The sequence below is a fragment of the Streptomyces sp. NPDC087906 genome (genome assembly GCF_055584925.1).
The window spans coordinates 152,286-165,674 of record NZ_JBVJLC010000009.1 but is presented as its reverse complement, the minus strand read 5'-3'; the positions used below and the strand labels follow the sequence as shown (position 1 = coordinate 165,674).

The following is a 13,389-nucleotide window of genomic DNA, read 5'->3' as shown; positions in this document are numbered from 1 at the left end:
GCAAATGGAGGAGCACCATGACCGAGCGCAAGCCCCGCAAGGACGCCGCCCGCAACCGCGAAGCCGTCCTCGCGGCAGCCGACGCGCTCTTCGCCCGCAGCGAGAGCCCCGAAGAGATCACCATGGCCGACATCGCGGCGGCGGCCGGCGTCGGCAAGGGCACGCTCTTCCGCGCCTTCGGCGACCGTCCCGGGCTGCTCCGCGCGCTGTACGAGACGCGACTCGAACCGCTCAGAGAGGCGATCGAGACCGGCCCCCCACCCCTGGGCCCCGCCGCGCCACCCCGCGACCGCCTGCCGGCCCTGCTCGACGCCGTCCTCTGCTTCAAACTCGACAACCGCCGCCTCGCGCTGGCCCTGGAGGAGGTCGGGAGCAACAGCCCTTACCAGGCCGGGCATTACGAGCGCTGGCACCGTCTGCTCCGCGACGTACTGGACCAGATCCCGGACCTCACCGACACCGACTTCACCGCCCACGCCCTCCTCGCCGCCACCCGCGCCGACCTCATCGAGCACCTGGCCGAAAAGGAGCGGGTACCGCGCGAGCGAATGCGCGCCCAACTGGCCGCCTTCACCGCCAGAGTCCTGGGCTGATCCCCTCACCCCCGCGGTCCGGCATGAGCGGCCAGCACCGCCGCGAGGCCGTCCTGTAGATCCTTGACGAAATACTCGGGGACCTCCAACGACGGGAAGTGCCCTCCGGCTTCGGGCGACTCCCACCGGACGATCTGGCGGTACCGCTCCTGCGCCCAGGGGCGCGGGTACTTCTCGATGTCGCGGGGATACGTGCTGATCGCCGCCGGGACGTCGACCCGGAGTTCAGGGTCGAGCGAGGCGTGGCTTTCGTAGTAGATACGGGCCGATGACGCACCGGTCCTGGTCAGCCAGTACAGGGTGACGTTGTCGAGGAGCCGGTCCCTGGAGATGGTCTCGAACGGGCTGTCCTCGGTGTCGGTCCACTCGGCGAACTTGTCGAGGATCCAGGCGAGCAGCCCGACCGGTGAGTCGACGAGCGAGTAGCCGATGGTCTGCGGGCGGGCCGCGGCCGTCCTGACGCCCGAGGGCAATCGGCGCTGGCGGCTCAGCTCGACGTCCTCCGTGGAAGACGCCCTGGGAGTCATCGCGGCTGACGCGATCAGCATCATCACCGGCGAGCGAGACGGAAAACTGGCCTTGTGCGCCTCGCCGACCTGCCAAGCGGCCTTCTTCGACACCAGCCAGAGCCGCACCCGCAGATGGTGCGACATGAACACGTGCGGGAACCGTCAGAAGAAGGCGCGTTTCCATGCCCACAGGCACGGTGCCGACGCCGCTGCCGGCGCCAAAGACAGCGGGGCCGACGGTCAGTGACCGTCGGCCCCGCGTGGTGTTCCGTCCGGAGTCAGAGCACCGGGAGGCTCTTGCGGAGTTCGAAGGCCGTTACCTCGCTCCGGTACTCCTCCCACTCCTGCTTCTTGTTGCGCAGGAAGTGATGTGAGGCCCCTCCGAACTGCGGTCATGCACTGATCATCGCTGTGACCAGGTGCCGAGCTGTCAATGGTTGTCAACGATAGTCACCGTTGAGTGACCTTCCACGGCCCCGAGACGGCCCAGCGCGGATCCTGTGGGCTACGCCGAAGCGCGCCCCTAAGGGGGTGCGTCCAGCGCTCGTCGTGCACCAAGCCCGCCAGGCCCCTGTCATCGCCCCCTGTTGCGATCGGCAGGCGGTCAAGCACTGCTAGAACTGTCCTATGACCTTGCCGTGCAGCAAGTCCCAGATCGAGCGCCTGGGCAAGCGATTGATCACCCAAGGGGATCCTGCGGAAGAGGATCTCTCTCTACTCAACGAGCTTCTCGTTGCCTACGACGAAATCTTGGCATCGGCCATGGATGACGTTCGAGAACTGGGATTCAACCCGACGGGGCGGATCAAGAACACTGGAACGATCCTGGAGAAGCTTCACCGCCATGGGGGCTCATGGCTCAAGAGCATCCAGGATCTAGCGGGCATGCGCGTTGTACTGGCAACCGGACGGGTCGAACAGGATGCCGTTACGGCGCTGATCATGGACCTCTTCGCGAAGAGCTGCCCTCGGGAGCCCAAACTCATTGACCGCCGGAAGAACCCAAGCGCCGGCTATCGCGCCGTGCATGTGGTCATCTACCCCGAGGGAGTGGCCGTCGAGGTGCAGGTGCGCACCCGGTGGCAGCACGAGTGGGCGGACGTCTTCGAGAAGCTGGCAGACCTGGTCGGCCGCGGTATCCGATACGGCGAGCCACCCATCGAGTGGTGGGACGTGATCATGGCCGCACATGGGCATGCGTCGCCAGAAAGGCTGGCCAGCCTGCGGGAGCTACACGACACGTCCTTCGCCGTGCACGAAGCCATGGTCAGGTCGGCACTGGCGATGGCAGAGCTTATCGAGGCGCTGGAGCAAGAGGAAGCGGCTGGCACAGATCCAGATCATCCAGAAATGCGGAAGTTGTGGCAGTACGTGCAAAATGACCTAGCCGATTTCAGAACCCGCATGGGCGACATGACCCCTGTGCCAACCATGGAGCAGCTTGGTACGGTAGAGGCATGACGAATGTCCTTGTGGTGTACGACCGCTCCGCTGGTCGACTGCTGCGCGAAGAGCAGTATGACCGCCGCCAGGATGCCCTACGTGCGCGCTTCGCCACGGAGAGGGAGTTCAAGGGGTGTTCGAACGTCGAGGTTGTGGTCCTGGGGGCCAAGAACCGTAACGACCTTCTGAAGACTCACGCTCGCTACTTCCTGGGCCTGGACGAGCTCGCCGCCCGCATGGCGTGACATCTGGCTTGCGAGCCACGCCGTAGACGCGGCTGCCCACCAGCGTCCACTTGATCCGACTGCTACGCTCCGTCGCTACGCTGATCTTCGATCACGGAGCGTAGCAGTCGGATCAAGCGGACGCCACCCTCTTTCCTTGGGCTTTACCCTCCACCGGCTCCCGCCTCCACGATCCACCCGACTCCCATCCCGTTCGCCTTCGACCCACACACCGTGGAGCGGGCGTGGTTCAGGGCGTCAAGGTGGAGCGCGCCACTGTACGAACGACCTTGACGCCCTGGGCCGCGACTGCTCGGCTCCGCCTGGGTCGAAGGTGGTCGGGATGGGAGCCCCACGACGCTCGCCACGCTCCGGCCGGCACTCGCGAACGGCGGCCCTCCCATCCCGGAGTCTGAGCGCCCCCGCCGGAGGCATGTCTTGAAGCCGCGGGCTTGGTCTCGTCTCATGCCCCTCCGGGCCTATCCACTGCGGGCGTGTGTCGGCGGCGGCAGCGCCGAGCGGGCCGAAGGCAGGAGCGCGGGCGCAGCCAGAGCCGGGAAGCGCGCCCGGCGGAGCGGAGCGCAGCCGGGTGCCTTGACGCGGGAGAGAACATCAAGGCTCTGAGCACGTACCTCGGGCACACAGATCCCGGGTTTACTCTGCGGACGTACACGCACCTGCTCCCCAGCAGCGAAGGGCGGGCCCGTCTCGCCATGAACCGCGTTGTACCAGGACCGCCTTTCTCAGCCTGCCGGCCCACAGAGGGCCCAGGGCTGATCATGGTCGCGGGCGGGTCGTCTCAACTTGACTGAGCGAACCGCCCGCGAAGTGTTCGTTAACCCTCTGACCTGCCCCTACAGCACCGGTAGGCTCTTGCGGAGTTCGAAGGCCGTTACCTCGCTCCGGTACTCCTCCCACTCCTGCTTCTTGTTGCGCAGGAAGAAGTCGAAGACGTGCTCGCCCAGGGTCTCCGCGACCAGTTCGCTGCGTTCCATCAGGGCGATGGCCTCGCCCAGGTTCTGCGGGAGGGGCTCGATGCCCATCGCTCGGCGTTCCGCGTCGGAGAGGGCCCAGACGTCGTCGTCCGCGCCCGCCGGGAGTTCGTAGCCCTCTTCGATGCCCTTCAGGCCCGCTGCGACCAGGACCGCGTAGGTGAGGTAGGGGTTGGCGCCCGAGTCGATGGAGCGGACCTCCACGCGGGCCGAGCCCGTCTTGCCCGGCTTGTACATCGGGACGCGGATCAGGGCCGAGCGGTTGTTGTGGCCCCAGCAGATGTACGAGGGGGCCTCGCCGCCCGAGCCGGCCGTGCGGCTGGAGCCGCCCCAGATGCGCTTGTACGAGTTGACCCACTGGTTGGTGACGGCGGAGATCTCGGCGGCGTGCTTCAGCAGGCCGGCGATGAAGGAGCGGCCGACCTTCGAGAGCTGGTACTCGGCGCCCGACTCGTAGAACGCGTTGCGGTCGCCCTCGAAGAGGGAAAGGTGGGTGTGCATGCCCGAGCCCGGGTACTCCGAGAACGGCTTCGGCATGAAGGTGGCCTGCACGCCCTGCTCCAGCGCGACCTGCTTCATGACCAGCCGGAACGTCATCACGTTGTCGGCCGTGGACAGCGCGTCCGCGTAGCGCAGGTCGATCTCCTGCTGGCCCGGGGCGCCCTCGTGGTGGCTGAACTCCACCGAGATGCCCATGGATTCGAGCATCGTGATCGCCTGGCGGCGGAAGTCCATGCCCACGTTCTGCGGGGTGTGGTCGAAGTAGCCGGAGCTGTCGGCGGGGGTGGGGCGGGTGCCGTCGACCGGCTTGTCCTTCAGCAGGAAGAACTCGATCTCGGGGTGGGTGTAGAAGGTGAAGCCCAGGTCGGAGGTCTTGGCCAGCATCCGCTTCAGCACGTAGCGCGGGTCGGCGAAGGACGGCGAGCCGTCGGGCATCAGGATGTCGCAGAACATCCGGGCCGTGCCGGGCGCCTCGGCGCGCCAGGGCAGGATCTGGAAGGTCGCCGGGTCGGGCTTGGCGATCATGTCGGACTCGTAGACGCGGGCGAAGCCCTCGATCGCCGAGCCGTCGAAGCCCATGCCCTCGTCGAATGCCTGCTCCAGCTCGGCGGGCGCGACGGCGACCGACTTCAGGAAACCGAGTACATCGGTGAACCACAGACGCACGAAGCGGATGTCGCGCTCCTCCAGCGTCCGGAGCACGAATTCCTGCTGCTTATCCATGTTTGCTGTCCTACCCATCTTTGCTGGTCAGGCCATCCGCTCCGATGCCGAGGGCACGTGGGGGGCTCCTGGGGGCACGCATCGGCACACGAGCATCCCACCGCACGATTTCCAGCACGTTGCGAGGTTCTGTACGGGGCCTCGCGACGGGGTGGAAGTGCGTCCCCGCTGCCCATAGTGCCTGCCCAGACGGCGTGCGGCTAACAGCGGACCGCAATCGGCGCCGCAAGGGGGAGCAAAACGGGAGGTAAGAGGAGGGAAAGAAAGGGGTCAGGAGGCGTGTCGCGGGTGGGTGTCCGACCAGCCGGGGGGATACGCCTCCGCCGTGTCGCCGGGAATCGCCGGCTCCCCGCCCGCCTCGGTGAACGCGGCCAGCGCGGTGACCAGGGCCGACCGCTGGCCGGGGCTGAGCCGCTGGACGATCACCGCGACCTCGCGGTGGCGCGCCGCCTTCACCTCGGCGACCAGCCTGCGCCCCTCGGGGGTCAGCCGCAGCATCGTCTCGCGCCGGTTGTCGGGGTTGCTCTGCCGGTCGGCGAGGCCCGCGGCGATCAGCCGGTCCAGCATCCGCATGGCCGTGGACGGATTCACCGCGAGCCGCTCGGCGAGCCGCACGAGCTTGGCGTCGCCGTGTGCCGCGAGCACCATCAGCAGCCGGAACTGCGGCAGGGTGACCGCGTCGGTGACGGCGGCGAGGGAGCGGGCGGACACGGCGATCAGCAGCCGGGACGCCGCCAGCACCGCGGCGGTCACGTCGTCGACGCTCGGTTCGGCGTCCGGGGCGGCGGACGCGTTCGGAGCGTCCGGGGCGGCGCTCGGCTCGCCGACGCTGTCCGATTCGTCCGGTGAGGGCGGCTCTGCGGGCTCGGTCATGGCTCTTTGTACCGCGTCGGACCCCGCTCCCGTACCGCGCTGTGCCCTACCGAGGGTCGTACGCACTACGATCTGCGCCCATGGGGGGACCGCGGCACCGTCAGCGAATACGGGTCACGCGTCCCACGGCGCTGGTGGGTGTCGTGGCGACGCTGTTCGCCGCACTCCTCATCTGCGCCGGCTCCGCCGACCACCCCGGCATGACGGACGGGGCGGACACGACGGCTACGACGGTTACGACGGCCGCGACCGGCATGACCCTCGTCACCGGCGCCGGGCCCGGCCGTCCCGCCGAGGCCGCCTTCGTCTGCCCGTACGACCCCACGGGGTGCAGCCTCTTCCCGCATCTGAGCCCCGCCGTACTCACCGTGCCGCCGCCGGCCGCGCCGCTCGGCGCCGACGTGCAGCCCGTACGTCTCGAACTGCCCCGTCCCGACGGCCGGTCGCTGCGGTCCGGCGGGGCGCGGGCCCGCCCGCCCGACCTCCATGTCCTTCAAGTGCTGCGCACCTGACGGAGCCGGTTTCCCCGGCCCAGGGTTCCGGTCAGGAACCCCCCTCCGTCCCCCAGTCACCCCCATAAGGACACACCATCATGGCTTCCAAGTCCCAGTCCGCCGAGCGCAAGGCCCGAATAGAGGAGATGCGCCGCGCCGAGCACGCGCGCGAGCGGCGCAACCGCATCCTCACGATCTCCATCAGCGCCGTGGTGGTGCTGGCGCTCGTCGGGTTCGGTGCCTTCGTACTCAACAAGAAGTCCGACGAGAAGGACGAGCAGCAGGCCGCGGCCAAGGCGCCCATCAAGGGTGAGAAGTCCTGGGACGCCAAGAAGCTGACCCGCAACCACGTCGAGAAGGCCGTCAGCTACCCGATGAAGCCGCCGGTGGGCGGCGACCACAACCCGGTGTGGATCAACTGCGACGGGGAGGTCTACAAGAAGGCCATCCCTGACGTCAACGCCGTCCACGCGCTGGAGCACGGCGCCGTGTGGGTCACGTACACCGACAAGGCGTCGGCCGACGACGTGAAGGCGCTCGACGACAAGGTCTCGAAGACCCCGTACTCGCTGATGAGCCCGTACCAGGGCCAGGCCGGCGCGATCATGCTGACCGCGTGGGGCAAGCAGGTCACGGTGGACAGCGCGAGCGACCCGCGGGTCAACGCCTTCTTCACCAAGTACGTGCAGGGCGCGCAGACGCCCGAGCCCGGCGCCGCCTGCACGGGCGGGCTGGACGGCCCCAAGTGAGCCGCACCAACTGGGCGGCGATCACCGCCGTCGTGCTGGCGCTGCTGTTCGCAGGTACGGCCAGTGTGATCGCCGCGGGGAACGACGACGGGCCGAGCGGGCCGTCCACCCCGACGACGCAGTCGGCCGACGCGGGCTTCGCCCGTGACATGGCGATCCACCACCAGCAGGCCGTCGAGATGTCCTTCATCGTGCGCGACGACACGGACGACGAGGACGTGCGCCGGCTGGCGTACGACATCGCCAACACCCAGGCCAACCAGCGCGGGATGCTGATGGGCTGGCTCGACCTGTGGGGGCTGCCGAAGACGGCGGCCGACCAGGCGCCGATGTCGTGGATGCCGATGGACCTGCAGATGGGTCCGGGGCACGCGATGCACCAGGCCCACGACGGCTCGCTGATGCCGGGCATGGCCACCAACACCGAGCTGGACCAGCTCCGCACGGCGCGCGGCAAGCAGGCCGAGGTGCTGTACCTCCAGCTCATGACCGACCATCACAAGGGCGGGATCTCCATGGCCGAGGCGTGCGTGAAGCTGTGCGCGCCGGGCACCGAGCGGGATCTCGCGCAGGGCATGACCCTGTCGCAGCAGTCCGAGATCAAGCTGATGGCGGACATGCTCAAGGAGCGGGGCGCGAAGCCCCGCCCGTAAGCGAGCAGCGGGCAGCGGTCGGCGAAGGGTCGCGGTGCGCGATCGCCGGGCGCGGCCGGGGTGCATGTCCCCGGCCGCGCCCGGCATCGCGTCAGAGAGACGATTACACTGGGCCGCGTGCCTCAACTACGTCTCGCCCTGAATCAGATCGACTCGACGGTCGGCGACCTCGCCGCGAACTCCGAGGCGATCGTCCACTGGACCCGGCACGCCGCCGAGCAGGGCGCGCATGTCGTCGCGTTCCCCGAGATGGTGCTGACCGGCTACCCCGTCGAGGACCTGGCCCTGCGGTCGTCCTTCGTCGAGGCGTCCCGCACGGCGCTGCGCGCGCTCGCCGCGCGCCTCGCCGACGAGGGCTTCGGCGAGCTGCCGGTGATCGTCGGCTATCTGGACCGCTCCGAGCACGCCCAGGCGCGCTACGGACAGCCCGCGGGGGCCCCGCAGAACGCCGCCGCCGTGCTGCACGGCGGTTCCGTCGTGCTGACGTTCGCCAAGCACCACCTGCCGAATTACGGCGTGTTCGACGAGTTCCGCTACTTCGTCCCCGGCGACACGATGCCCGTCGTACGGGTCCACGGCGTCGACATCGCGCTGGCGATCTGCGAGGACCTGTGGCAGGACGGCGGCCGGGTGCCGGCCGCCAGGTCGGCGGGTGCCGGGCTGCTGGTGTCGATCAACGCGTCACCGTACGAGCGCGAGAAGGACGACACCCGGCTGGAGCTGGTGCGCAGGCGCGCCAGGGAGGCCGGCTGCACCACGGCCTACCTCGCGATGATCGGCGGCCAGGACGAGCTGGTCTTCGACGGCGACTCGATCGTCGTGGACGAGCACGGTGAAGTCGTGGCGCGCGCACCGCAGTTCTCCGAGGGCAGCGTCATCCTGGATCTCGATCTGCCGGCCGCCGCCCCCGAACCGCCGACCGGTGTCGTGGACGACGGGCTGCGCATCGACCGCGTCGTCCTGTCGGAGAAGCCGCTCCCGGCCTACGAGCCCGAGCTGACCGGCGGTTACGCCGACCGGCTCGACGCGGACGAGGAGATCTACTCCGCCCTGGTCGTGGGGCTGCGCGCGTACGCGGCGAAGAACGGCTTCAGCTCCGTACTCATCGGACTGTCGGGCGGGATCGACTCCGCGCTCGTCGCCGCCGTCGCCTGCGACGCGCTCGGCGCGCCGAACGTGTACGGGATCTCGATGCCGTCCAAGTACTCGTCGGAGCACTCGAAGGGCGACGCGGCCGATCTCGCCGAGCGGACCGGGCTCAACTTCCGTACCGTCCCGATCGAGCCGATGTTCGACGCGTACATGGGCTCGCTCGCTCTGACCGGGCTCGCCGAGGAGAACCTCCAGGCGCGGCTGCGCGGCACGCTGCTGATGGCACTGTCCAACCAAGAGGGCCAGATCGTGCTCGCGCCGGGCAACAAGTCCGAGCTGGCGGTGGGCTATTCGACGCTGTACGGGGACGCGGTCGGCGCGTACGGCCCGATCAAGGACGTCTACAAGACGGCGGTGTTCCGGCTCGCCCGGTGGCGCAACCGCGCGGCCGAGGAGCGCGGCCAGACCCCGCCGATCCCGGAGAACTCCATCTCCAAGCCGCCGAGCGCCGAACTGCGCCCGGGGCAGGTCGACACGGACTCGCTGCCGGACTACGACGTGCTGGACCGGATCCTGGAGCTGTACGTCGACCGCGACCAGGGCAAGGACGCGATCGTGGCCGCCGGCTTCGACGAGGCCATGGTGACGAGGACCCTGCGGATGGTGGATGTCGCGGAGTACAAGCGGCGGCAGTACCCGCCGGGCACGAAGATCTCGGCGAAGGGCTTCGGCAAGGACCGCAGGCTGCCGATCACCAACCGCTGGCGGGAGAAGACCGCCAACTGACAGGCGGCCACCTGACAGGCGGCCACCCGGGCAGGCAGGCTCAGAGTTCGACGCGCGCCGCGATCGGCAGATGGTCGCTGCCGGTCCTCGGGAGCGTCCAGGACGAGGTCGGCTCGACGCCGCGCACCATGATCTGGTCGATGCGCGCCATCGGGAAGGCGGCGGGCCAACTGAACCCGTAGCCGTCCCCCGCGGCGCCCTGGGTGGAGCGCATCTGCGAGGTGACCGAGTTCAGCGAGCGGTCGTTCATCGTGCCGTTGAGGTCGCCGAGCAGGATGACCCGGTCCAGCGGTTCGTCGGCGATGGCCTCGCCGAGCGCGTCGGCGCTGTTGTCGCGCTGGTTGGCGGTGAATCCGGCGTGCAGCTTGACCCGTACGGACGGCAGGTGCGCCACGTAGACCGCGACCTTGCCCTCGGGCGTGGTGACGGTCGAGCGCAGGGCCCGGGTCCAGCCCATCTTCGTGTCGACGGGCTCGGTGCCGGTCATCGGGTACTTGCTCCACAGCCCGACCGTGCCCTGCACGGAGTGGTACTTGTACGCCGCCGCAAGGCCCTTGACGTACGTCGGCACGTCGCCCGCCGTCAGTTCCTCCAGCGCGACGACGTCGGCGCCCGACTTGACGAGGTCGCGGGCGGTGCCGGTCGGGTCGGGGTTCTCCGCGTTGACGTTGTGCGTGGCGACGGTCAGGTCACCGCCGCTGACCCCCCTCTCCAGGAGCAGCCCGCCGAAGAGGTTGATCCAGACGACGGCCGGGAACAGCAGGGCGATCAGCGCGGTCGCCGAGCGGCGTACCAGGGCGAGCACCAGGATCACCGGCACGAGCAGGCCGAACCAGGGCAGGAACGTCTCGATGAGGCTGCCCAGGTTGCCGATCTTGTTGGGGATCTTCGAGTGCAGGCTCATCAGCAGCGCCACCAGCACGGCGAGGACGGCGAGGACGACGCCGCGCCGCCAGACGTTCCGGTCGCCCCGCCAGCGGTCGACCGGGTTCAGCACTCGTCGGACCCCCGTGCGCTCGTGGTGCGAGCCGGCCGTCACCGACTCCGCCGTGTACTCCTGCGTCATGTCCGCCGCCCTCACTGCCTTGCCGTGGTGCACGCCCGCCCATGACCCTAGGGGATTCGAGAGGCGGTTTCGTTGCCGTCCCGCGACGGCTGTACGGACACGAGGACGTAACGGACGGGCCACGGGGTTCCGGTCGTGGACGAATGGGCGGCGGCTGTGACAGAACGCGCATGTGGCGCTCGTCCGCCCCGCATCGCCCCGCATACGCCGGGCGCGTCAGTGGTCCTCGCCCCGGGGGCGCAGCCCCTCCAGCACCGTACGGACGATCTGCTCGGCCAGGCCGTCGGGGAGTTCGCCGTACGGGCGGTGCACCGAGCGCATCAGCATGGGGCCCGTCAGCAGGTCGTTCATGAGCTGCGGATCGACGTCGTCGCGCAGCTCGCCCGCGGCGACCGCGCGCAGGATCACCTCGAAGACGGCGGCGCGGCGCGGTGCGATGACGGTGTCGTGGTACTCGTCCCACAGCCTGGGGTGGCTCTTCATCTCGACGAAGACGTTGTGCAGCATCGCCGAGGAGCGCTGGGCGAGGCCGCGTACCCGCATCGCCTCCAGGATGACCACCAGGTCGTCCAGGGCCGAGGTGCCGGGCAGGGCGGGCTCGGGCGGTTCGACCTCGCGCAGGACGTCGACGAACAGCTCTTCCTTGCCGCGCCAGCGCCGGTAGATGGTGGCCTTGCCGACGCCTGCCGTGCGGGCGATGCGCTCGATGGAGAGGGCGCCGAGCGGGACGCCCTCCTCCAGCAGGGTCACGACGGCGGCCAGGATCGACCGCTCGACCGCTTCACTGCGTGGCCTGCCGCGCCGCTGCTCCGGTGCGTGACCCTGATCGCGCGCCTGCACGTACTCCGCCTCTCGCCGTCCCCCGGGCCCCCGCCTTGTCGATTCTCCCGCACGGCGGGGGCCGGGACCGTCAGCGCCGGGCGGCCGGTTCCGTGGCCGGTTCCCGCTTCTCGTCGCCGCCGTTCGGCGCCTCGCCGGACCCGTCGGCCGCCGGGCGGCCCGGCAGGAAGAGGACGACCACGAGGGCGCCGATCAGCGCCACGGCGGCCGAGCCGATGGCCGTGATGTGCATGGCGTGCAGGAAGGCGTCGTGCGCGGAGGTGATCAGCGGCCTGCCCGCGGGGCCGAGCTTCTCCGCGATGCCGATGGTCGCCTCGATCGACTCCCCCGCCGCGTCCCTGGCCCCGGCCGGTACGGCGCCGAGGTGCCCCTCGATGCCGCTGCGGTACGTCGCCGACAGCACCGAGCCGAGTACGGCGATCCCGAGCGCGCCGCCGACCTGCCGGAAGGTGTTGTTGACGGCCGAGCCAGAGCCGGCCTTCTCCCGGGGCAGCGCCTGCATGATCGAGACGGTCACCGGCGGCATGATGTGCGCCATTCCGGTGCCCTGGACGAAGAAGACGACGCACAGCACCCAGACGGGCGTGCTGGCGTCGAAGAAGGCGAACATCGCGAGTCCCGCGGCGACGAGCACCATGCCCGCCGTGCAGACGGCGCGCGCGCCGAACCGGTCGACGACGAGCCGGGCCCGCGGCGCGAAGACCATCTGGGCGGCGGCCAGCGGCAGGATCAGCAGCCCGGACTGGAGCGCGCTGTAGCCGCGCACGCTCTGCAGGTAGAAGGCGGAGAAGAAGGTCACGCCCATCAGCGCGAAGAACACCAGCGCGATGGCGGCGACAGCGGCGGCGAAGGCCGGCTTCTTGAAGTACCCGACGTCGATGGCCGGATGGCTGCTGCGCTTCTCGTGCCAGACGAAGCCGGCCAGCACGGCCACCCCGCCCAGCAGCGGGCCGAGCGAGGAGGCCGCGGTGAAGTCGGCCAGCTCGCCGCCGCGGATGATCCCGTACACCAGCAGGACGAGTCCGACGATGGACAGCAGCACGCCCAGCGGGTCGAGCTTCCCCGGCCTGGGGTCCCTGGAGTCCGGCACCAGCAGCACCATGGCGATCAGCGCGACGGCCGCGACCGGCACGTTCACCAGGAAGATGGAGCCCCACCAGAAGTGCTCGAGCAGCAGTCCGCCGGTGATGGGCCCGATCGCGATGCCGAGGCCCACACCGCCCGCCCAGATACCGATGGCCTTGGGCTGCTCGTCGCGCTCGAAGACGTTCATCAGCACGGCCAGCGTGGCCGGCATCACAAAGGCGGCGCCGAAGCCCATCAGGGCGCGGTACGCGATGAGTTCGGCGGGCGAGCCGGACATCGAGGCGAGCGCCGAGCCGACGCCGAAGACGACGATGCCGAAGAGCAGCACCTTCTTGCGGCCGATGCGGTCGCCGAGCAGTCCCGCGGTGAAGAGCAGTCCGGCGAAGACGAGCGTGTAGGCGTTGATGGCCCATTCGAGCTGGCTCTGGGTGGCGCCGATGCCGGTGGGCTTCGGCGCGGCGATGGTCTTGACGGCCACGTTCAGGATCGAGTTGTCCAGCACGACGATGAGCAGGCTGAACATCAGGACGGCCAGGATGGCCCAGCGCCTGCGGTGGACGGTTTCGGGTATGCGTGGCGCGGCGGCGGGGCCGCCGGACGGTATGGACATGGCGAACAGCGTAGGGCAATTTCGATACGAGACCGTCTCGTATTGGAAACTCTTTGCCCTTTTCGGGTCTCCTCGCGGGCCCGGCGAGACCCGCCTGCCCCACCCCCACTTCCCGTCAGCCCCGCGGAGTGCCACCATGGGTGTGGTCCGGGGAC

At 69.5% G+C, this 13,389-nt stretch carries 12 protein-coding genes and 3 pseudogenes; 8 read left to right on the top strand and 7 right to left on the bottom strand.

What is annotated here, in order from left to right:
• Positions 1–17: 17 nt before the first annotated feature.
• Positions 18–593 (top strand): TetR/AcrR family transcriptional regulator, encoded by a 576-nt coding sequence (locus tag ACZ63I_RS25245; RefSeq protein ID WP_469341269.1) that lies wholly within the window; start codon positions 18–20, stop codon positions 591–593.
• A 5-nt stretch (positions 594–598) separates the two neighbouring features.
• Here the strand turns inward: ACZ63I_RS25245 and ACZ63I_RS25240 are convergent.
• Positions 599–1,042: pseudogene (locus tag ACZ63I_RS25240) on the bottom strand (epoxide hydrolase); the annotation flags it as partial.
• Between ACZ63I_RS25240 and ACZ63I_RS25235 the strand changes: the two are divergent.
• Positions 1,032–1,349, top strand: a pseudogene (locus tag ACZ63I_RS25235) (CGNR zinc finger domain-containing protein); the annotation flags it as partial. The pseudogenes ACZ63I_RS25240 and ACZ63I_RS25235 sit on opposite strands and share 11 nt — an antisense overlap.
• A 31-nt stretch (positions 1,350–1,380) precedes the next feature.
• On the opposite strand, the pseudogene ACZ63I_RS25230 reads toward ACZ63I_RS25235, so the two are convergent.
• Positions 1,381–1,467, bottom strand: a pseudogene (locus ACZ63I_RS25230) (glutamine synthetase); the annotation flags it as partial.
• A 262-nt stretch (positions 1,468–1,729) separates the two neighbouring features.
• On the opposite strand from ACZ63I_RS25230, the gene ACZ63I_RS25225 reads away from it, so the two are divergent.
• Both ACZ63I_RS25225 and ACZ63I_RS25220 read left to right on the top strand, forming a co-directional pair.
• Positions 1,730–2,563 carry a hypothetical protein gene (locus ACZ63I_RS25225; protein WP_469341268.1) on the top strand — a complete coding sequence of 278 codons (834 nt, stop codon included), beginning with the start codon at positions 1,730–1,732 and terminating at the stop codon, positions 2,561–2,563.
• On the top strand, positions 2,560–2,790 hold the full coding sequence (locus ACZ63I_RS25220) for a hypothetical protein (RefSeq protein ID WP_469341267.1): 231 nt from the start codon (positions 2,560–2,562) through the stop codon (positions 2,788–2,790). Before ACZ63I_RS25225 ends, ACZ63I_RS25220 begins: the two co-directional genes overlap by 4 nt.
• An 833-nt stretch (positions 2,791–3,623) precedes the next feature.
• Here the strand turns inward: ACZ63I_RS25220 and ACZ63I_RS25215 are convergent.
• The gene (locus ACZ63I_RS25215) at positions 3,624–4,985 is read right to left on the bottom strand and encodes a glutamine synthetase family protein (protein WP_041990448.1); all 1,362 of its coding nucleotides are present in this window, start codon (positions 4,983–4,985) and stop codon (positions 3,624–3,626) included.
• Between the two features lie 270 nt (positions 4,986–5,255).
• Complete coding sequence (locus ACZ63I_RS25210) at positions 5,256–5,858, bottom strand: MarR family winged helix-turn-helix transcriptional regulator (RefSeq protein WP_469341266.1); 603 nt, start codon at positions 5,856–5,858, stop codon at positions 5,256–5,258.
• Positions 5,859–5,938: 80 nt separating this feature from the next.
• On the opposite strand from ACZ63I_RS25210, the gene ACZ63I_RS25205 reads away from it, so the two are divergent.
• The 4 genes from ACZ63I_RS25205 (at position 5,939) to ACZ63I_RS25190 (ending at position 9,632) form a co-directional block, all read left to right on the top strand.
• The gene (locus tag ACZ63I_RS25205; RefSeq protein WP_469341265.1) at positions 5,939–6,370 is read left to right on the top strand and encodes a hypothetical protein; all 432 of its coding nucleotides are present in this window, start codon (positions 5,939–5,941) and stop codon (positions 6,368–6,370) included.
• Between the two features lie 80 nt (positions 6,371–6,450).
• Positions 6,451–7,101 carry a DUF3105 domain-containing protein gene (locus ACZ63I_RS25200; protein ID WP_469341264.1) on the top strand — a complete coding sequence of 217 codons (651 nt, stop codon included), beginning with the start codon at positions 6,451–6,453 and terminating at the stop codon, positions 7,099–7,101.
• The gene (locus ACZ63I_RS25195) at positions 7,098–7,754 is read left to right on the top strand and encodes a DUF305 domain-containing protein (protein ID WP_469341263.1); all 657 of its coding nucleotides are present in this window, start codon (positions 7,098–7,100) and stop codon (positions 7,752–7,754) included. Before ACZ63I_RS25200 ends, ACZ63I_RS25195 begins: the two co-directional genes overlap by 4 nt.
• Positions 7,755–7,871: 117 nt before the next feature.
• The gene (locus ACZ63I_RS25190; protein ID WP_469341262.1) at positions 7,872–9,632 is read left to right on the top strand and encodes an NAD+ synthase; all 1,761 of its coding nucleotides are present in this window, start codon (positions 7,872–7,874) and stop codon (positions 9,630–9,632) included.
• Positions 9,633–9,672: 40 nt separating this feature from the next.
• Here ACZ63I_RS25190 and ACZ63I_RS25185 read toward each other — a convergent pair whose 3' ends face one another.
• The 3 genes from ACZ63I_RS25185 to ACZ63I_RS25175 form a co-directional block, all read right to left on the bottom strand.
• On the bottom strand, positions 9,673–10,698 hold the full coding sequence (locus ACZ63I_RS25185) for an endonuclease/exonuclease/phosphatase family protein (protein ID WP_469341261.1): 1,026 nt from the start codon (positions 10,696–10,698) through the stop codon (positions 9,673–9,675).
• 216 nt (positions 10,699–10,914) lie between these two features.
• On the bottom strand, positions 10,915–11,538 hold the full coding sequence (locus ACZ63I_RS25180) for a TetR/AcrR family transcriptional regulator (RefSeq protein WP_469341260.1): 624 nt from the start codon (positions 11,536–11,538) through the stop codon (positions 10,915–10,917).
• Positions 11,539–11,608: 70 nt separating this feature from the next.
• Positions 11,609–13,234, bottom strand: a complete 1,626-nt coding sequence (locus ACZ63I_RS25175; RefSeq protein ID WP_469341259.1) for an MFS transporter — start codon at positions 13,232–13,234, stop codon at positions 11,609–11,611.
• Between the last annotated feature and the right edge of the window lie 155 nt (positions 13,235–13,389).